This is a genomic window from Otoolea muris, assembly GCF_943193115.1.
GTDB classification, from domain to species: domain Bacteria; phylum Bacillota; class Clostridia; order Lachnospirales; family Lachnospiraceae; genus Otoolea; species Otoolea muris.
Map to the genome: position 1 here is coordinate 1 of NZ_CALPCY010000053.1, position 18088 is coordinate 18088.

20 protein-coding genes and 2 pseudogenes are annotated in these 18088 nt (G+C 44.6%); 12 read left to right on the top strand and 10 right to left on the bottom strand.

What is annotated here, in order from left to right; genetic code table 11:
• The first annotated feature begins 447 nt into the window (after nucleotides 1-447).
• Complete coding sequence (locus NFS31_RS21475; RefSeq protein WP_251499774.1) at nucleotides 448-828, top strand: PBECR4 domain-containing protein; 381 nt, start codon at nucleotides 448-450, stop codon at nucleotides 826-828.
• A 90-nt stretch (nucleotides 829-918) separates the two neighbouring features.
• Complete coding sequence (tnpA, locus tag NFS31_RS21480; RefSeq protein WP_251499777.1) at nucleotides 919-1065, top strand: IS66 family insertion sequence element accessory protein TnpA; 147 nt, start codon at nucleotides 919-921, stop codon at nucleotides 1063-1065.
• Nucleotides 1066-1483: 418 nt separating this feature from the next.
• On the opposite strand, the gene NFS31_RS21485 is transcribed toward tnpA, so the two are convergent.
• The 7 genes from NFS31_RS21485 to NFS31_RS21515 all read right to left on the bottom strand — a co-directional run bounded on the left by NFS31_RS21485 (nucleotide 1484) and on the right by NFS31_RS21515 (nucleotide 6312).
• Complete coding sequence (locus NFS31_RS21485; protein ID WP_251499779.1) at nucleotides 1484-1867, bottom strand: YxeA family protein; 384 nt, start codon at nucleotides 1865-1867, stop codon at nucleotides 1484-1486.
• Nucleotides 1868-1882: 15 nt separating this feature from the next.
• On the bottom strand, nucleotides 1883-2662 hold the full coding sequence (locus NFS31_RS21490) for an ABC transporter permease (RefSeq protein WP_251499869.1): 780 nt from the start codon (nucleotides 2660-2662) through the stop codon (nucleotides 1883-1885).
• A gap of 1 nt (nucleotide 2663) precedes the next feature.
• Nucleotides 2664-3452, bottom strand: coding sequence for an ABC transporter permease (locus NFS31_RS21495; protein WP_251499782.1), 789 nt, complete (start codon nucleotides 3450-3452; stop codon nucleotides 2664-2666).
• Nucleotides 3445-4368, bottom strand: a complete 924-nt coding sequence (locus NFS31_RS21500; RefSeq protein WP_251499784.1) for an ABC transporter ATP-binding protein — start codon at nucleotides 4366-4368, stop codon at nucleotides 3445-3447. The genes NFS31_RS21495 and NFS31_RS21500 overlap by 8 nt, the downstream gene beginning before the upstream one ends.
• 140 nt (nucleotides 4369-4508) lie before the next feature.
• On the bottom strand, nucleotides 4509-5432 hold the full coding sequence (locus NFS31_RS21505; protein WP_251499787.1) for a sensor histidine kinase: 924 nt from the start codon (nucleotides 5430-5432) through the stop codon (nucleotides 4509-4511).
• 3 nt (nucleotides 5433-5435) lie between these two features.
• Complete coding sequence (locus NFS31_RS21510; protein ID WP_251499790.1) at nucleotides 5436-6128, bottom strand: response regulator transcription factor; 693 nt, start codon at nucleotides 6126-6128, stop codon at nucleotides 5436-5438.
• A complete protein-coding gene (locus NFS31_RS21515) occupies nucleotides 6121-6312 on the bottom strand; it encodes a helix-turn-helix domain-containing protein (protein WP_251499793.1) in 192 nt (63 codons plus the stop codon). Before NFS31_RS21515 ends, NFS31_RS21510 begins: the two co-directional genes overlap by 8 nt.
• Nucleotides 6313-6619: 307 nt before the next feature.
• Between NFS31_RS21515 and NFS31_RS28025 the strand changes: the two genes are divergently transcribed.
• The 6 genes and pseudogenes from NFS31_RS28025 to NFS31_RS28390 all read left to right on the top strand — a co-directional run.
• Entirely contained in the window at nucleotides 6620-6709 is a 90-nt protein-coding gene (locus NFS31_RS28025) for a helix-turn-helix domain-containing protein (protein WP_251499796.1), read from the top strand.
• Nucleotides 6710-6723: 14 nt separating this feature from the next.
• Complete coding sequence (locus tag NFS31_RS21525; RefSeq protein WP_251499798.1) at nucleotides 6724-7335, top strand: DUF1819 family protein; 612 nt, start codon at nucleotides 6724-6726, stop codon at nucleotides 7333-7335.
• A gap of 48 nt (nucleotides 7336-7383) precedes the next feature.
• Entirely contained in the window at nucleotides 7384-7743 is a 360-nt protein-coding gene (locus NFS31_RS27185) for a hypothetical protein (protein ID WP_331482804.1), read from the top strand.
• Nucleotides 7744-7764: 21 nt separating this feature from the next.
• Nucleotides 7765-9894, top strand: a complete 2130-nt coding sequence (gene brxC, locus NFS31_RS21535) for a BREX system P-loop protein BrxC (protein ID WP_334303124.1) — start codon at nucleotides 7765-7767, stop codon at nucleotides 9892-9894.
• Nucleotides 9852-10076: pseudogene (locus NFS31_RS28030) on the top strand (anti-phage BREX system Lon protease BrxL); the annotation flags it as partial. The gene brxC and the pseudogene NFS31_RS28030, both read left to right, overlap by 43 nt.
• A pseudogene (locus NFS31_RS28390) lies at nucleotides 10065-10337 on the top strand (Hsp20 family protein); the annotation flags it as partial. The pseudogenes NFS31_RS28030 and NFS31_RS28390, both read left to right, overlap by 12 nt.
• Nucleotides 10338-10424: 87 nt before the next feature.
• Here NFS31_RS28390 and NFS31_RS21550 read toward each other — a convergent pair.
• Nucleotides 10425-11303 carry a LysR family transcriptional regulator gene (locus tag NFS31_RS21550; RefSeq protein WP_251499813.1) on the bottom strand — a complete coding sequence of 293 codons (879 nt, stop codon included), beginning with the start codon at nucleotides 11301-11303 and terminating at the stop codon, nucleotides 10425-10427.
• 379 nt (nucleotides 11304-11682) lie between these two features.
• On the opposite strand from NFS31_RS21550, the gene NFS31_RS21555 reads away from it, so the two are divergent.
• The gene (locus NFS31_RS21555; protein ID WP_251499818.1) at nucleotides 11683-13041 is read left to right on the top strand and encodes an MATE family efflux transporter; all 1359 of its coding nucleotides are present in this window, start codon (nucleotides 11683-11685) and stop codon (nucleotides 13039-13041) included.
• Nucleotides 13042-13055: 14 nt separating this feature from the next.
• A complete protein-coding gene (locus tag NFS31_RS21560; RefSeq protein ID WP_251499822.1) occupies nucleotides 13056-13688 on the top strand; it encodes a cytidylate kinase-like family protein in 633 nt (210 codons plus the stop codon).
• Between the two features lie 575 nt (nucleotides 13689-14263).
• Here NFS31_RS21560 and NFS31_RS21565 read toward each other — a convergent pair.
• Both NFS31_RS21565 and NFS31_RS21570 read right to left on the bottom strand, forming a co-directional pair.
• The gene (locus NFS31_RS21565; RefSeq protein WP_251499826.1) at nucleotides 14264-15166 is read right to left on the bottom strand and encodes a helix-turn-helix transcriptional regulator; all 903 of its coding nucleotides are present in this window, start codon (nucleotides 15164-15166) and stop codon (nucleotides 14264-14266) included.
• A 10-nt stretch (nucleotides 15167-15176) separates the two neighbouring features.
• A complete protein-coding gene (locus tag NFS31_RS21570; RefSeq protein ID WP_251499831.1) occupies nucleotides 15177-15545 on the bottom strand; it encodes an ArsR/SmtB family transcription factor in 369 nt (122 codons plus the stop codon).
• Between the two features lie 185 nt (nucleotides 15546-15730).
• On the opposite strand from NFS31_RS21570, the gene NFS31_RS21575 reads away from it, so the two are divergent.
• Both NFS31_RS21575 and NFS31_RS21580 read left to right on the top strand, forming a co-directional pair.
• Nucleotides 15731-15949, top strand: coding sequence for a cation transporter (locus tag NFS31_RS21575; RefSeq protein WP_016305287.1), 219 nt, complete (start codon nucleotides 15731-15733; stop codon nucleotides 15947-15949).
• A 159-nt stretch (nucleotides 15950-16108) separates the two neighbouring features.
• Nucleotides 16109-18079 carry a heavy metal translocating P-type ATPase gene (locus NFS31_RS21580; RefSeq protein ID WP_416389493.1) on the top strand — a complete coding sequence of 657 codons (1971 nt, stop codon included), beginning with the start codon at nucleotides 16109-16111 and terminating at the stop codon, nucleotides 18077-18079.
• Nucleotides 18080-18088 lie beyond the last annotated feature (9 nt).

The following is an 18088-nucleotide window of genomic DNA, read 5'->3' on the forward strand; positions in this document are numbered from 1 at the left end:
AGGTAACGGATTGAAAAATAAGTCCGATGAACCTGATTTTTTAGTGTCCAAAATGACTTCAAATGGATGAAGATCAGGGTTTTCGGACAGTCTGAGGGGGGGGTGGTAATATCGGCCGTGTATTAATAATTGAGCCCAATGAAGGGAGTCTTTCAATCATCGATGAAATAATAGAAACTTTGGTAGTATGAGTCCGGGGCGGTTTTTCTGAAGAAGTGGCAACAAAAACAGCAGATTGTGATTGACATAATTTGCAGTCCGTTGTACTATAATAATAAAGATAGGCAACGGAGAGTGTCTGTCAAAGCGTTGATACAAGATGTTGCGCCAGAGGGCAGTGTCTTGCGGGCTTTATAAGGGTTTGGCACTTACCACAATCTGGCTAGGTGACCGGCGGTTGTCGAAAGAAAATGTCAGAAAAGCTCTGCTTCGGCAGAGCTTTATTTGATGAGATCAGGAAAAAAAATTACACAGAGACAGGTAGAGGCATCGGATCTTTACCATAAGATTGCGGAACGGGTTGACCTGTTTCCGTACTTGGGGGATTTGTTTGACAGCAATGATACCATTTTTAAATATACTGAGAAGATGAATGCCTTTTCCATGATACAGGCAGATTATCTGATGAAGAACCGGATTCAGAATAAAAATATTTTTCTCTTTCTAACAAAAGATAAAAAAGCGGATTATTATTTCTGCCGTTTTTTTCCGGAGGGGAAAAGGGATTATACAAAGAATCAGGCATCGTGGACACTTTTATATAAAAAGAAAATAAGATTGTCTACAGGAGAGGAAACCATTTTATATGACCGATTGAGTAAAAAGTGAATAAGAACCAGTAAACCCGGCGTGGTGTGTTCCAATAATTGTAGTCGATAGATATTTAGACTATTTCACTGCAATTGTGGAGGATAGGTTATGACAGGTACCCGCAAAGCCCGTGTTCCGATGACGGAACAGATTCGGCTTATCAATGAATGCCGCCAGAGCGGGATGACGGATGCTGACTGGTGTCGTGAAAACGATATTGCAGTAAGCGCCTTTTACCACTGGGTCAGCCGCTGACGTTTTCCGACAGCGGCTGACCCAGTGGTAAAAGGCGCTGTCGGAAAACGTCAGCGTATCAGATCCCGGAAGCGAATTACGGTCATCTTGAGGTTCCCCGCCTGAAACAGGACGTGGTCCCCATTGACATTGTGCCGGCTCACATTCCGGAACAGCATACAGCATCACCAGTGCAGGGAGTCCAGTACTGCAGCCGGTTATTCACCATTGAGGACTCCGTAAACAAAAAGTATCCCGGTGATTATGAAAAGCGGAACCGGATGCGTCTCGAGAAGGAAAAACCTGTTCTGGAGGCCTTTTGGTCGTGGCTCTGGCAGCAGAAGCCAGTCCGGAACAATTGAAAGGAAATGGAAACGTATTTTCTTATAGCGCATATCATCAGCCTTTCTATTTTTTAATTCCAAGCCTATAACTGCCCTTATTCACTCGTTGGTGCTGTATAATTGCTTTGCACAACGGCAGGAAGTTCATCATATTGCACCTCTTTCCATTCAAGAACACCCCGGATCGGCATTACCGTTAAACGGATAAAAGCTCCCTCTTTCAATTCCTTTGATGTTCCGAATGTAATGTCTTTTCCTTTTCCATTCTCATCGTAAGAAAATAAAGTGTATGAGTAATCCATACTTCCACGAAAGTTAATTACACCGCCGTTTGATTTGGTCTGTTCTATTTTACTGTTATCAATCTGTGAATAGTAGTATGTGCTGCCAGTTCCCGAAAGAAACCACATACAAAAACCAATAAAACCTACAACAATTATTACAGCTACCGCAATCCTGATAGATAATTTTTTCTTCATTCCTATATCCTCCGCTTACCAACCTTTTTTTGTTATTGTTTTTTTGTGTTTTTTTGCTGCCTTGACTGGCACGTTTCCTTTTGCCGTGAATACGAAAACAGCAGTAATCATCAATACGACAATCATACTAATCAGACAGATTAACACATTCCAATGTACAGCCGGATCGTAGCTTCTGTAACTGATTAAGCCTAAACTTGCAGTAACAGGATAAACATTTGCTAACGTAACATTTCCAGACGCAAACATACCGCCATAGCCATAAACAAAAGCAATGATTGTTCCAAGCATATGTCCGTTTGGTATACGGGCAGCGAATGCAATTACAGGCATGACTGCAATATACAAAAACAGACAGTTGAGAATAATCTGAATAAATGTCTGTGATACTGATGTTACAGACATTCCCGGAAATCCCATCAACAAATTGGCAGTTACCGTGAATGCCGCACTTACCAGCCCAAAAAACAAAGAAAGCAGCGCACATACAAGCAATTTCCCACACAAAAGGCCGCTATAAGGAACAGGAATAGTCATAATACTTTTCAGCGTATCGTCTTTTCCTTCCCTTGCTATGATATATCCGGCAATGAGGGCAATGCACATGGGGAAAATCGTTGTGGCATTATTTTTGATTACCTGTTCTGTAAAAAAGGCAAATGTCCAAAGCGTTCCGTCCAATGCGGTTGTGGAAAAAAGCGTTAATACGACGGAGAGCAGCATTAGGAAAACACCTGCCCATATCATATGATACCGCTTTAATTTCCATATTTCGGTCTTAACCATGCGAAACATATCATTCATCCCCCCTCTTTTTATACATATAATCAATCACTATAACGGAAAGCAAAGCGATAACGGCTAAAATAGTGATTGTCTGAAATGTAGTCGGAATTAAATTTTCCAACATCCCCACACCGTACATAGTGCCATGCGCGGTTAAATTTCCTGCGCTCCACAGGGTTGTAAGCGGAATTGGCATTAGCCAGCACATCACTTTAGGCAGTGCGCCAAAAGATGATTCGGCTGTCATACTTAAAACACTGTAAAAAACACACAATAAAACAGAAAATATATAGTTCTTGCTAAAGAAAACGACAAGGACGATTAACGGCAGCGTCCCGGCTGTTATAAAAATCCCCATTTCCAGCGCAAAAAATAATCTGTAAGCGATATTGTTTACTTCTGCAATCAGCCCGCCGCAAAGGATTGTTATAAGAGCCGATGTCAGACTGAAAATAATTCCAAAAGAGAACAGGACAATAATCTTTGCCAAAATCATCTGTGTGCTTGTTATGGGAATTGTGCGCAGATTTTTGAAAGTATCATTATCCCGTTCCATAAAAAAGAGCATGGCCGCAATCACCCCGATTATGCACGGTAAAAGCAATTCTACTCCATAGCCCATAACCGACTGAAAGTAATCATTGAAAATCGCTATCTTACTGTCATATTGTTCTGCTGTATACGGCATTGTCATCAATACTGTCAGCGGCACGGGAAATAAAAACGCAGAAAGAACAACCAGCCATATAAATTTTTTGCGCTTTAATTTTGCAAATTCGCACATAACCAGTTTAAGCAATCCCCTCACCCCCTGTTACACGTTTGAAGTAATCTTCAAGGCTTTCTTCGCAAGTATGGGCTTCCGATACTTCTAAACCATTTTCCACAAAAGCAGTAACAATTCTTCCTATTGGTAAATCAAGATTATGCACTTGTAAATTGTGGTTGTCCTGTATGGTAAACCGGCTCTCATGGAAGATACGTTCTAAAATTCTTGCCGCCTGTGCCGTATCCGAAACAGTAAAGCGGATATGCTTGCTGCTCTTTGCTTCCAGTTCTGCAAGACTTTCTTCTTCCAGCAATGTACCGTGGTCGATAATGCCTATATCGTCTGCCAAAAGTGCAATTTCGGAAAGGATATGGCTGGAAATCAATATTGTTTTTCCGCGCTCATTGCAGAGATCACGGATAAAGGAACGGACTTCTGCAATTCCAATCGGGTCGAGACCGTTGATCGGTTCATCCAAAATCAAAAGCTCCGGGTCGTGCATAATGGCAAGTGCAATCGCCAGCCGCTGCTTCATGCCAAGTGAATATTGGGAAAACAGCTTTTTATCTTTGTAAGGCAGACCAACTAAATCAAGTGCATTTTTAACGGCGCTGCGGTTCGGCACTCCCCGCAGGGTAGCAAAAATGCGCAGATTTTCGGTAGCTGTGAGATTAGGATAGAAGCCGGGGGATTCAATCAGACTGCCGATACGGGGCAACAGCCTTTTTTCATTTGCCTGTAAGGGCTTCCCCCAAATCGTCACTTCCCCAGAAGTCGGCTGTGTAAGTCCAAGCAGCATCTTCATAGTCGTTGTCTTTCCGGCGCCATTTCTGCCAAGCAGGCCATAGATACGTCCTTTTTGAACATGAATGTTCAGATTGGCAACACTTTTTTGTGTTCCGTATTGCTTTGTAAGATCTTTCGTTTCAATTATATATTTGCTCATTGTGAAACCTCCTTATTATGTCTGCCATTCTATCACGCCAACCTTGCATTAACCTTGCACCAATCTTGCATTAACCTTGCAATTTTTAGAACGCAGACTTTTACAAATAATTACTCCCGCCATAAGAGGGCGGGAGCTGATTAGTCTATCAACGGGAAAAACATGGTGAAAATTGTTCCGTTTCCCGGTGTGCTGTCTGCAACGATTGTTCCGTTTAATTTTTCAATAAGCTCATGTACGATTGACAGACCAAGACCGCTGCCTTTTTCAGACCGTCCTTTATCGCATTTATATAGCCGATCAAAAATATGCTTTAAATCCTCCTTGTCAATCCCTATTCCATTATCAGACAGGACAATTTTTATATTCCTGTTCTGTTCCATTAAAGCTATTTCAATTTTATCTGCATGGCTGTGGGAGATTACATTTTGTATAAGGTTGTTTAATATCCGCATATATCCGTCCGGGTCAGTCTGCACCCGGAAAGGCTGTTCTGGAATGTCAATCGTGAAATCTACCTGTGTATCTTCAAATATCGGTATCCAGTCAATTAGTATATTGCGTGTCAGCTCTGTTAAATCAATCTCCGCTATGTTCATGGAAAATTCATCAGAACCTAACTTAAACCAATCAAAAAGCACGTCTATATATTCTTTCAAGTCATGCGCTTTCCGGCGGGCAGTTTCTATATAGTCGTCACGTTCTTTTCCGTCTGCAATCCCTTTGTGTACAGCGTCCAAATACCCAATCAGTGTGGTAAGCGGTGTCCTTACATCATGGGAAAGGCTCGTCATAAGCTGCCTGTTTGTTTCGTCCGTTTGGTGACAGGCAGAAAGCCTATTTTCATAAGACAGGATAATATCGTTGATTGCATAAGCAAGGGGGGCAATAAGTTCATGTGTTTCTGCTAAAATACGCCTGTTTCCATTTCCGTTTTTTATATCTTCCAAAGCGTCAGATATCTCCGAAATCTGCTTTTTTACACGCCGGACGGCCAGTGCAGAACTGCAAACAGAAAAAAGGACGATCACTATTCCAATCACAATGACAGCTTCTGTATACAACGGTCATACCTCCTTACTGAAACGATAGCCAATCCCTTTTACCGTCTGTATATATTTAGGATTGCCGGGATGTTCTTCTGTTTTTTTCCGCAAACGGCTGATGATTGCCATAATATTACTATCATCATACACATATTCCTCGCCCCATACTTCTTCATATATTTGCTGTTTTGTCAGTATTTTTCCTTGATTTTTAGCAAGGAACAGAAGAAGATCAAATTCTTTCGGGGGAAGTTCATATTCTCCATTTATTGTGACAATGGAACGGCTATTATAATCAATCGTCAACCCGTCAAACTCAAATCTCTGTGTCTGTCCGTCTTTTTGGTTGAAACGGGTATAGCGTCTAATCAATGAAACAATACGGGCGATCAGCTCGTCCATATCAAAAGGTTTTGTTAAATAATCATCGGCTCCTGCCCGCAAACCACGCACTTTTGAAGCGCTGTCATTTTTTGATGTGAACATTAAAATAGGCAGACTGCTTTCCTGTCTAATCTGTTCTAATGTTTCAAAGCCATCGAAACCGGGCATCATTACGTCCAGTATGACAAGCTGGTATTCCTTTTCTTTTAGCTGCAGCAAGCCGGATTTCCCAGAATAGCAGCAGTCAGCTTCTATACACTCTTGTAAAATACTTTGTTTGATTAGTGCGCAAAGCTCTCTATCATCATCAATAATTAAAACTTTATTCATGTTTTTTGTTCCCTTCTGCTTTCAATCGGGCATCTGTGGGTTTTTCAGCGTCTTTTGGTATCAGCCATAGCCGGCTGAATTTTGCCACACCCGGTATGCGGTTTTCCGCACAGAGCTTTTGTACCCGTCTTTCTGAAATGCCCCATTTCTTCGCCGCTTCCGGGGCAGAAATAAACTCTAACATTTTCGGTCTCCCTCGCTTTCCTGAGTTCCATCACTATAATTATATACGGTTAGCCGAATAAATTCAAGAAATTAAATAATGCTTGGCATTTTAATCGTCTTGTACGGTGTTGCAGGTAGTGAGAGAACTATCAAGAGGGTTTGGGATAGCGGTGTTCCTGTTTTCCCTGTTATGGGATAGAGAAACGCCGCGTCTGTGTCGTATTCAGTTTTCATTTGTTCTTTCAATGCTGTACTGATATTTGCGCTTGCAGACTGGTTTCAGTACGACAACAATGTCGAAGTTGTCTAAAGATGAAAATGTCAGCATGGATGTATTAGAAAAAATTTGTTCCGTATTAAATTGCGATGTTGGAGACATCATGGAATTTGTTCCTGATAAAAAAGAGGAACCGTAAGGAGGCAAAGCATTATGGATCATTCTTATCCGTATATAGCGTCTTTGACCAGAGAACCGTTCCTTTTCTATGAAATGCGTTCCACCGCAAAGCTGATGAGCGAAGGACTCTCAGATGAAGCGGTTGTAACAGAAATTGTGGAGCAGAATCTTTTCCAGTATCCAACTGAAAAATCGATTACACGGATGGCAAAAGCCTGTATGAAACGACTTCATACTCTGGAAGATGAAACTCTGGTTTCTGCGGTTGCATCGCAGCCGGCAGAGACAGCAAAGCAGATCTGCCTGTATGCGATGATGAAGCAGAGCCGACTTGTTTGGGAGTTTATGCTGACAGTCATAGGAGAGAAGTACCGGTTAAGAGACATGTCCTTTGGTAAGATAGATTTGAATACATTTTTTATGCGTTTGCAGGAGCAGAATGATACCGTAGCTTCCTGGAGCGACAGCACAATCACAAAGTTAAAACAGATTATTGCCAGAGCGCTTGTGGAGACGGAGTATCTCGACAATCGGGGGGCAGATCATTTGAATCCGGTATGGCTGCATCCTGTTTTGGAGAATGCCATCAGAAGCAATGGCGATACAGCGGTACTGCCGGCGTTTAATTGCTTTTCATACACATAATCGTACAGCGGAATGCTCCGGTGAAGCATTTCGTGCAGGAGGTAGCCAATGAGTGACAAGGTGAATTTCGGCGTAGCCGAGAGACAAGGGGAGCCCGCAGGGGCGGGAAGGCGCCCTGGGGCAGAGGGCGGCCTGGGCCGCATAAAAGAACGTCTGGACAAAGTTCGGGCATTGATTCAGGAGCCGGAGTTCCTGGAAGGCAGGGGACTCAGCAATGGGGTGAATATCAGAATCTTCTGTTATGAGCCGGAAAATGAAATGGTGGTCCGGCATTTTGTAAATCAGATGGAAACCGATCAGTCCCTGGATTGCCGTTTGAAAATTTGCAATTTATATAAAACATTTCTCTCTATCATATGCCTGCATATTTGGCGGGCGGCGAACGATGATTATGGACAAAGTCCATAATAGATTAAGGGGGATAAAGCCATGAAGATTCGAGATATGTTTGCGGACGACATCAACCGCAAAATCAATGGTGTAATTAAAGTAGATCAGGCTGCTGACGGTATAATTGAACAGGAGTTAAATGAATACGTCATCACCAGAGAATTGAAAAAACATTTTATTACATTTTTCAATTATTACGGGGATGCCTTTGATCAGCCCACAGCCGATATGGGTGTGTGGATCTCCGGTTTCTTTGGAAGTGGTAAATCTCATTTCCTGAAAATGCTTTCGTATCTTCTGGAAAATAAAGAAGTAAAAGGTGTCCGCAGTGTAGAGCGTTTCCGTAAAAAATTTGAAGATGATCCGGCAACCTTTATGCTGATTGATCGTGCCGCCAGGGGACAGACAGAGACAATTCTGTTTAATATCGACATCGAAGGATTCAGCAATAAAGACAAGGCTGCTGTCCTTCGTGTTTTCGCAAAAATGTTTTATAACCATCTGGGATTTTACGGTGAAAATCTGAAAGTCGCCATGATGGAGCGTTATATTGACCGACAGGGAAAGACAGAGGAGTTTTGCAGAGTTTTTGAGGGAAAAAAAGGAAAATCCTGGCTGGAAATGCGCCGCGCATTTGCGTTCAATGGCAAGTTCATTATCCCGACTCTGATGGAAGTTTTGGATATGAGCGAAGACGATGCACGAGGCTGGTTCAATGATAAAACTGCAACAGAAATTTCTATTGCACAGCTTGTGGAAGATATGAAAGCCTATGTGGATACCAAACCGGCGGACTTCCGTCTGCTTTTTATGATTGACGAGGTTGGTCAGTATGTTGGTACAGATACCGATATGCTTTTGAATCTCCAGTCTCTGACAGAAAAGATTGGCAGTGAGTGCGAAGGTAAGATTTGGGTCATCTGCACCGGACAGGAAGCGATTGATGAAATCATCAAAGTTCGTGCCGATGAGTTCTCCCGTATTCAGGCTCGTTTCAAGACAAGACTGAGCTTATCTTCTTCCTCTGTGGATGAAGTCATCCAGAAGCGTATTTTGAAAAAGAAATCGGAAGCATCTGCTGATTTGGAAAATGTTTATGAGCAGAATGATTCCGTTTTGCGTAACCTGTTCAGCTTCAGCGGTTCCATTCTGGATATTAAAGGGTATTCTGGTTCGAGGGAGTTCACGGAGAACTTCCCGTTCGTGCCGTATCAGTTTATCATTATGCAGAAGGTATTTGCAGAGATCCGTAAGCACGGAAATTCCGGCAAGCATCTTTCCGGCGGTGAGCGTTCCATGCTTTCCGGCTTCCAGGAGGCGGCACAGAAAATTCAGGAGAAGGATGAATATGCGCTTGTTCCATTCTTTCGTTTTTATGATACCGTACATACTTTTCTGGACGGTTCTATTCGCCGGGTCATTGAGCGCTGCCAGAAAGCCGCAGACAATGGTGATGGTATCGAACAGCAGGATGTGGATGTGCTGAAACTTCTGTATCTGATTCGGTATATTGATGATATTCCTTCTAATCTGGATAATATCGTTATTCTGATGTCGGATGATATTCGTGTGGATAAAATTATTATGCGTGAAGCTGTCCGCGGCTGCCTTGACCGTCTGATTAGCCAGAACTATATCGGCAGAACAGGCGATACTTATAACTTTCTGACAGATGAAGAACAGGATATTCAGCGTGAAATCCGGGATACCAACGTGGATACCGCTTCTATCGTGGAGCGTATTGCCCAGATGATTTACGGTGATATTTTTACAACCAAGAAATTCCGCTATGAAAAATATGACTTTGCGTTCGACCAGATGGTAGATGGCATTACGGTCGGCGCGGCTATGGGCGGTATGCGTTTGCGCTTTCTGACCGTTGCAACCGATGCCGCAGAAAAAACAGAGTTTAGTCTGATGACAGAATCCAAAGGCAACGAAGCCATTGTTGTTCTGACTGATACGCCATACTATGAATCGCTGGAATCTGCCATGAAGATTCGTAAATATGTAAAGCAGAGAAACGTAAGCCAGCTTCCAAAGAGTGTGCAGAAAATCATCAGCGATCAGCAGGATGAAGCCGGAAAATACGAGCTGAGCGCCATGACAGAATTGCAAAAGGCCATCGAAGGGCAAATGTCCCGCTCTATGTGCTTGAGTTTCTGTTAGGTCAGTATTGTAGTTCGGATGATGAATCGGTCATCGAGAAAGGCGTACAGAATGTAAAGCATATTCTTGAGGATAACTTTGTACGCCCGGACGAATCGCAGAAAATTCTCTCTTAGCTGCGAAAAATAGGCAGTCACACAATCATTGATATGGTGACAGTTCGCCTGGATATGAAAAAGGAGAACGTAAAAGCAGTACTGAAAGACGGCTATCTGACGATCAGTGCTGTATCCGCTGCCCGGAATGATGAAAAAACAGTGACGGATTGTACATCAGGCGGGAACGTTATGCAGGTTCCGGCAGCAGAAGTTTTTATGCGGGAGAAGATGTAAAACAGGAGGATATCAAAGCAAGATTTGAAGACGCACTCTGAAGCTGCAGGTTCCGAAGAAAAACCGGAGACTGTTGTGGAGAATACAAACTATATCCAGATTGAGGGCTGACTGAGGCAGGCCATAAAATATTAAAGCAATTGCACACCTGATAAAAAAGGCGATGCGGGTGATTTTTGTACCTGCGCCGCTTCTTTTCTATTGGAAAGAAGTTGTGGCCATGATAGAGATAAATTTTTTCAACAGAGGGCTTACCGCGTTTTTTCGATAGAAAATACCATAAGACAAAGGCTCATTGCCGGTGATCGGAATGACGCGGATGTCCGAACTGATGAAATGCATCTGCGGCAGGATGGAACAGCCGTAACCGGCTCTTACCAGCGTAAGGAGAGCCTGCAGATTATCGCAGATGTAGGTGGATTCCGGAGGGATATGCTGCGCGATGCGGTTCTGCATTTCCGCTGCCTTGAATGGAACGGCATAAGAATTGCAGACCACAATATTCTCCAGATACAATTCTTCTTTTGCCAGCTCTGTCCTGCCGGCGTAAGGGTGGGTATCCGGAACGATGCAGCACAGCGGAATCCGGAACAGCTCCTGATAGATGATGTCGTTTTTCAACGGAATATCATCCTGAAATCCGAACAGCAGATCGATCTCTCCCTGATAAAACAGCCCCAGAATGGAACGGTGCGGTATCACCTTTAAAAACGGATACAGCTCCGGGATCTGCGCCCGGCATGATTTGAGGACTTTGCAGAGCAGGTCCAGGATTGCCTCGTCCGTGCAGCCGATGGTCAGGATCTGGATGCCGGAGGACTGGCGCCTCTGAATTTTCCGCGATGCTGCGTCCAGTCTTCCGACTACGTTTTTCGCGTCCTCCAGAAAGCTGATGCCTGCCGGGGTAAGGGTCACCGTCCGGGTGGTGCGGTGAAGAAGCCTGGTTCCAAGCTCATCCTCCAAAGAATGGATCTGCCTGGATACCGCGGACTGGGTAATGTTCAAAATTTCTGCCGCTCTGGCAAAATTCAAATTTTCCGCAACCTGGATAAAACTCTTTAATTGGTCAGTATTCATGGCGTCTACCTCGATTTCCGCGGGCAACGAGCCAGGGCCATGCTTGCATAGACTTGGCGGCTGCCGCGAGAATCAAATATTTCGCAGTTTGCTGCGGAATATTTGATTATTGCGTTTTTATCATTGATAATACCATATTGTCAATTCTCTTTCAAGAGGGAATGTGGTTTAATATAGCATATAGCCCGGCAGAATTGTTTCCACACTTTTGAAAAAAATGGAGGCGCAGGACTTTATCCGCAGGGAAAAGGTTTCCTGTGACGACCGTTTGAAAAAGATACTGCCTGCCAGACAAACTGTGGAAATGAAGGAGTAGGTAGAATCAAAGGGGTCAAAAGACCTTTTGACCCCAACACCATGAATTCAAGGAGGTAAGAAAATGGATACAGCGGTAACAAAAACAAATCCGCTTGGTACGGAACGGATCGGAAAGCTGATCCTGACGTTTGCGGTTCCAAGCATCATTTCCATGGTGGTCAACGCCTTGTACAACATTGTTGACCAGATCTTTATCGGTCAGGGGGTCGGGTATCTTGGCAATGGCGCCACCAATGTGGTCATGCCCATGACAGTGATTGCGATCGCTTTAAGCCTGCTGATCGGCGACGGCGCCGCGGCATACCTGAGCCTGAAGCTTGGCGAGGGAGATGAAAAATCAGCGGCCGGGGGCGTGGGCTGCTCCATATCGGTCATGGTGATCGCAGGGGCGATCCTCTGTATTCTGTTCCAGTTGTTTCTGGAGCCTCTGTGCGTCCTGTTCGGCGCGACGGAAGACATCCTGCCTTACGCCATGGATTACGGACGGATCATTTCCTATGGGATCCTGTTCTCTTCCATTGATTCCGGAATGGCGGGCATGATCCGCGCGGACGGCAGCCCCAAATACAGCATGGCAGGACTTCTTTTGGGATGTATCACCAATATCATTCTTGACCCGATCTTCATCTTTGTGTTCCATTGGGGCGTAAAGGGGGCAGCCTGGGCAACGATTGCCGGACAGATACTGAACGCGTTCCTGTATCTCGCCTATATCTGGAAATTCAAGAGCATCAAACTGGATAAGGAATGTTTCCGTATTTCCGGAAAGGTTATGGCGAAGGTCAGCAGCCTGGGCATATCCAGCTTTATCACGCAGATCGCCATCGTCCTGGTCATGGCGGTGACAAATAACATACTGGTCTCCTATGGCGCAGAGTCAAAATATGGCGCAGAGATCCCGCTGACGACCATCGGCATCACCATGAAGGTGAACCAGATCGTCTCTGCCGTCCTGCTCGGACTGGCGACCGGGGCGCAGCCCATCTTTGGCTACAATTACGGAAGCGGGAAGAAAGACAGGGTAAAGCAGGCATACCGCATTATCCTGACCGTATCTACCATGGTTTTGGTCCTGGCATTTCTGGTATTCCAGTTCGCGCCTATGAGCATTGTCCGGCTGTTTGGTTCAGAGTCGGAACTGTACAATGAGTTCGCGGTGAAATGCTTCCGCATCTTCCTTCTGGCGTGTCCGATCAACGGGCTGCAGATGGCAACCGGCGTTTTCTTTCAGGCAATCGGAAAACCGACACAGGCAGCCGTCCTGTCCCTGTCCCGCCAGATCGTTTATCTGCTCCCGGCGACCTTATTGCTGCCGCTGGTATTAGGGGTGGAAGGGGCATTGTGGGCAGGCCCGCTGGCAGATCTGCTTGCGTTTATCACAACTCTGATTATGTTGAAACTATATTGGAAAAAGATTTAAGGAGGCAGCCATCTATGCAGGAAAAAATTGTTACGATCAGCAGGCAGTGCGGAAGCGGCGGGCACAGCATTGGGAGCGAACTGGCCAAAAGGCTGGATGTGCCGTTCTATGACAGGGAGATCATTGAAATGGCGGCAAAGGAAAGCGGATTCCACAAGGAATTTGTTGAGGAAAAAGGGGAGCATATGAACAGCAGCCTGCTTTTTAATATCGCCCGTTACGCGTCATATGGGGGAAGAGGGCGCTATGAGGAGTATCAGCCGCTGCAGGATCAGATTTATTTCGCGCAGGTAAAGGTCATTAGGGAACTTGCGGGTAAAGGCCCCTGTGTCATAGTGGGCAGGTGCGCGGACTATATCCTGCGGGACAGGAAGGATGTGCTGAACATCTTCATCCATGCGGATATGGCGTTTAAAAAGAAGCGCTGTATGGATAGGGGGCAGTTTTCGGACGAAAACGCGGATGAAAGGATCCGCAGGAGGGATAAGCTGCGGGCAGACCATTACCGGTACTACACAGACCAGAAATGGGGAGATTCCTTAAACTACCATTTATGTCTGGACAGCGGCATATTCGGTATTGAGAGATGCGTCTCCATGATTGAAGACGCCTGTAAAGGGATGCGTAACAGTTCAAGGCTTATCTGAACTGTTACCGGGTTTATTGTAATGGCGGTCAATGTTATGATTTCTTCTTATTTGTACTCTACGGAACGTTCTCTGCAGGCTGCAGGTATCAGTGTTTTGCGGAGTATAATTGTAAACTTGGCAGTAATTCTGATTTTGCCATATATATTTGGTGAAAGCGTAATTTGGTTTTCGTCACTTATTTATGAAACAATTGTATTGATTGTTGCAGTAGCGCTATTAAAATATTCAGAGCGAAACGGTATTCGCTTCCATAAGTAAAGCAGGAGGTGGAATAAAAGGATCATTACAATTAGCCGTGAGTTTGGAAGATCAGAACTATGCGATTTCTTTTGATAATGTTTATAAAATTTGTATCAATTTGGACACGCAATATGGCTTGCGTACCACAATTTGATACAATGCACCCAAACATGACTTTGGGTGCATTTTTTAACGATAGGGATTATTTCTGATATAATACAATATTTTGCGGTAACTCTATTCCTGTCCTATTTGAAAGCAGACAGAGAAAGATGCATGCAGAAGAAAATTCCTGTCGTAAAAGAGTACTAATATTTGAAATTAGCTTTAAGCTATTTTTTGCGGTATTCTTTAGGCAGGACTTTAAAATAGGTTTTAAATGCCGCAGTAAATTTGCTTTGGCTGTCATAGCCGACAGCGCGTGCAATCTCCGCAATGCTTTTATCGGTTTCTTTTAGCATTTTTGCGGCCTGCTCCATGCGGTGCTCTTTGATGTGGGCGGCAATCGAAGTTCCGTAAATAGACTTGAAGGCGTTTTTTAAAGTGGTTGGGTTGATCAGATATTTTCTGGATAGTTCTTCTATCGTAATTCGCTGCTCCATATGCCAGGTCAGCTGGTCGTGGATTTCCCGGATAATGCGAATCTGCTCGGTTTTGTATTCGGATAACTGCTGGCTGGAGGTAAGTTCTGTTTTGCTAAGATAAAGAAGCAGCTCCAAAGTCTTTATTTTCTGATAAGGCAGCTTCAGGCTTTCCGGCTGGTTAAAAAATGCAGAAAAAATACGCTCTGTCTGTTCATTTCCGGCAAGAAAAACAGGAGAGTCATTCCTGCAAAATTTTTCAGGTAATATAGTTTCAAAGATATTGCTGCCTTTTAACAGTTCAGGCGGATGCTCGGAAACTTCCTGTAAATCAATGTAGATGGAAAGCCCCTGGTATATACCGCTTGGAAAGGTAAACATAGAATCCGTACAGGCTTTCATGGTATGAAGGGAAAAGTCACCTGGATTCAGATAAATGCGGTTTCCGCTTTTCATTTCCCACACAATCTGTCCGGCTTTGCAGTGGTTGATTTGAATGATGTGCGGCATAGCTTTATGGTGTACGGAAAAAGAATTAGCCGAAAATGTCAGATAACATAATTCTATACCGGGATAAAGTGAGATAACTGTGCCTGCAGTCTTTTGCTGAATGTTCTCCGCATCATTCTTTATTTGTATCAATTCATCATTCATAAGACAGACCTCACAATTCAGGGCAGGTGATTTCCATAACCTGCTCAATCATCTGGTGCAGCAGGCGTCCCTGCTCCGTATCTGCGGCACGGTAGTAAACTTCTTTTCCCTCACGGCGGCAGACAATCAGGCCGCTGTTCTTCAATGGCCGGAGGTGGTGGGACACAGCCGGACTTGACATATCTAACATGGCCGAAATATTCAGAACGCACTCTTCCCTATGGCAGAGAAGCCAGAAAATGCGGATTCTGGTGGTATCACCAAGCTGCTTGAAAACTTCGGCTACCGTTTGAAAATAATCCACATGATTTAATTGTTTCTGTATCAGCTCCGTTTGCTGCCCATCTCCATGCCGGTGCGGTAATTTTGCAGGTTCCATATTGTTTTTCCTTTCTTTTTCGTTTGCATTTCGCCCAAATGGAAATACTTTTCGCCCATTTGGGAGGGAATGCCTGAGAGGTATTGACCGGTGCCTTTTTGTGTATTATACTGCAGCCATGATAATTAAACAAGTACTTAATCATTAAAATTGAAAAACAGAAAATAGCAAGGAGGACTTTTCCAATGAAAAAGACTTACAAGATCGAGGTAGACTGTGCCAACTGCGCCAATCTGATGGAGGATGCGGCTCGCAAGACCGCCGGCGTACAGAGCGCAACTGTCAATTTTATGACACAGAAAATGATCGTGGAATTTGACGAAGGGCAGGAGCCGAAAGACATTATGAAGAACGTGCTGGATGCCTGCAAGAAAGTGGAGCCGGACTGCGAGATTTTCCTGTAAGCCAGAGCTGCCCATGAAAAGATGACACCCTGAAAATGCCCGGCTGCGGTTTTGGGGTGTCTTTTTATCAGAAATAATTAAACACTTAAGCATATTTTGAAAGGAGATTTTACCATGCAGGAATTAGTGATCAGCATATTGCTGACAGTTGTTATTATAATGGCTGCTGTTCTTCTTATTTTTGTCGGCGGCCGCAAAGATGGCATGACAAGAAAGCAACGGGTTATGATGGTTCGGATTTTAATCAGCGCCGGAATCTTACTGGCGCTCCAGTTTATTTCCGCAGAGATGTTTGATACGGTTGACGAATATGTATTCCCGTCCGCGGGAAAATGGCTTCGTTTTGGGTGCTATCTGGTTGACTATCTGATTATCGGATATGACATTCTGAAGAAAGCTGCAAAGGGCATTAAAAACCGTCAGGTATTTGACGAGAGCTTTCTCATGGCAGTGGCTACGATTGGGGCAATGGCGCTGGCCGTTTATGAGAATGGCGAGTATCTGGAAGCGATTGCCGTTATGCTGTTTTATCAGATTGGCGAGTGGTTCCAGGGCTATGCGGTTGGTAAGAGCCGCCGCAATATCAGCAACCTGATGGATATTCGCCCCGATTATGCCAATGTAGAGAAAAACGGGAAATTGGAGCAGGCAGACCCGGACGAAGTAGGGATTGGCAGTGTGATTGTTGTACAGCCGGGAGAAAAAGTGCCGATTGACGGAATTATCGCCTGGGGCGCTTCCAGCCTGAATACCAGCGCATTGACCGGGGAAAGCCTGCCCAGGGAGGCAAAGGTCGGTGATGAAGTAATCAGCGGATGTATCAGCATGACGGGTGTGCTGAAGATACAGACAACAAAAGAGTTTGGGGAATCCACCGTTTCAAAGATTTTGGATTTGGTGGAAAATGCAAGTTCCCGCAAATCCAAATCAGAGGATTTTATCTCGAAGTTTGCAAGAATCTATACCCCGGCTGTCTGCTATGCGGCGTTGGCGCTGGCATTCCTCCCCTCTGTTGTGCGTTTGCTTTTTATGGGGCTGTCAGCAGATTGGGGTGTATGGATTTACCGGGCGTTGACATTCCTTGTTATTAGCTGCCCTTGTGCGCTTGTAATCAGTATTCCTTTAAGTTTTTTTGCGGGAATCGGCGGGGCAAGCAAGGAGGGCGTGTTGGTAAAAGGTTCCAACTATCTGGAAATCCTGTCCCAGACCAGGTATGTTGTTTTTGACAAAACCGGAACCATGACAAAAGGCGTCTTTGAGGTAAACGGGATTCATCATTCTACCATTGAGAATGAAAAACTGCTGGAGTATGCGGCTCTTGCAGAGAGCGCCTCTTCCCACCCCATCAGCAAGAGCTTACAGCGGGCATATGGGAAAGAAATTGACAGAAGCCGTGTATCAGATATACAGGAAATCAGCGGAAATGGCGTAACTGCAAAGGTAGACGGTATGGAGGTTGCAGCCGGAAATGACAAACTGATGAAACACCTGAATATTCCTTATCAGGACTGCCACCAGACCGGAACGATTATACACATGGCAATCAACGGGAAATATGCAGGGCATATTGTAATTTCCGATATTATTAAACCTCATTCCAAGGCGGCGATTGCGGAATTAAAGAAAGCAGGCGTTGATAAGACTGTCATGCTGACGGGAGATGCAAAGAAAGTGGCAAATCAGGTTGCTTCCTCTCTTGGAATTGACGAGGTTTACAGCGAACTTCTGCCGGCAGATAAGGTTGAAAAAGTGGAAGAACTTCTGCGGGTGAAGCTGGGCAAGGCAAAGCTGGCCTTTGTGGGTGACGGTATCAATGACGCCCCGGTTCTTTCCAGAGCTGATATTGGTATCGCTATGGGGGCAATGGGTTCGGATGCGGCAATTGAAGCGGCTGACATTGTTCTGATGGATGATGATCCGATCAAGATAGCAAAGGCAATCAAGATTTCAAGGAAATGTCTGCGGATTGTTTACCAGAATATTTCGATGGCGCTTGTAGTGAAATTTGCCTGCCTTGCATTAGGGACTGTGGGAATCGCAAATATGTATCTGGCTATTTTTGCGGATGTAGGTGTTATGATTCTTGCGGTGCTGAATGCGATCCGTTGCCTGTTTGTGAAAAAACTGTAAGTAGGGGGG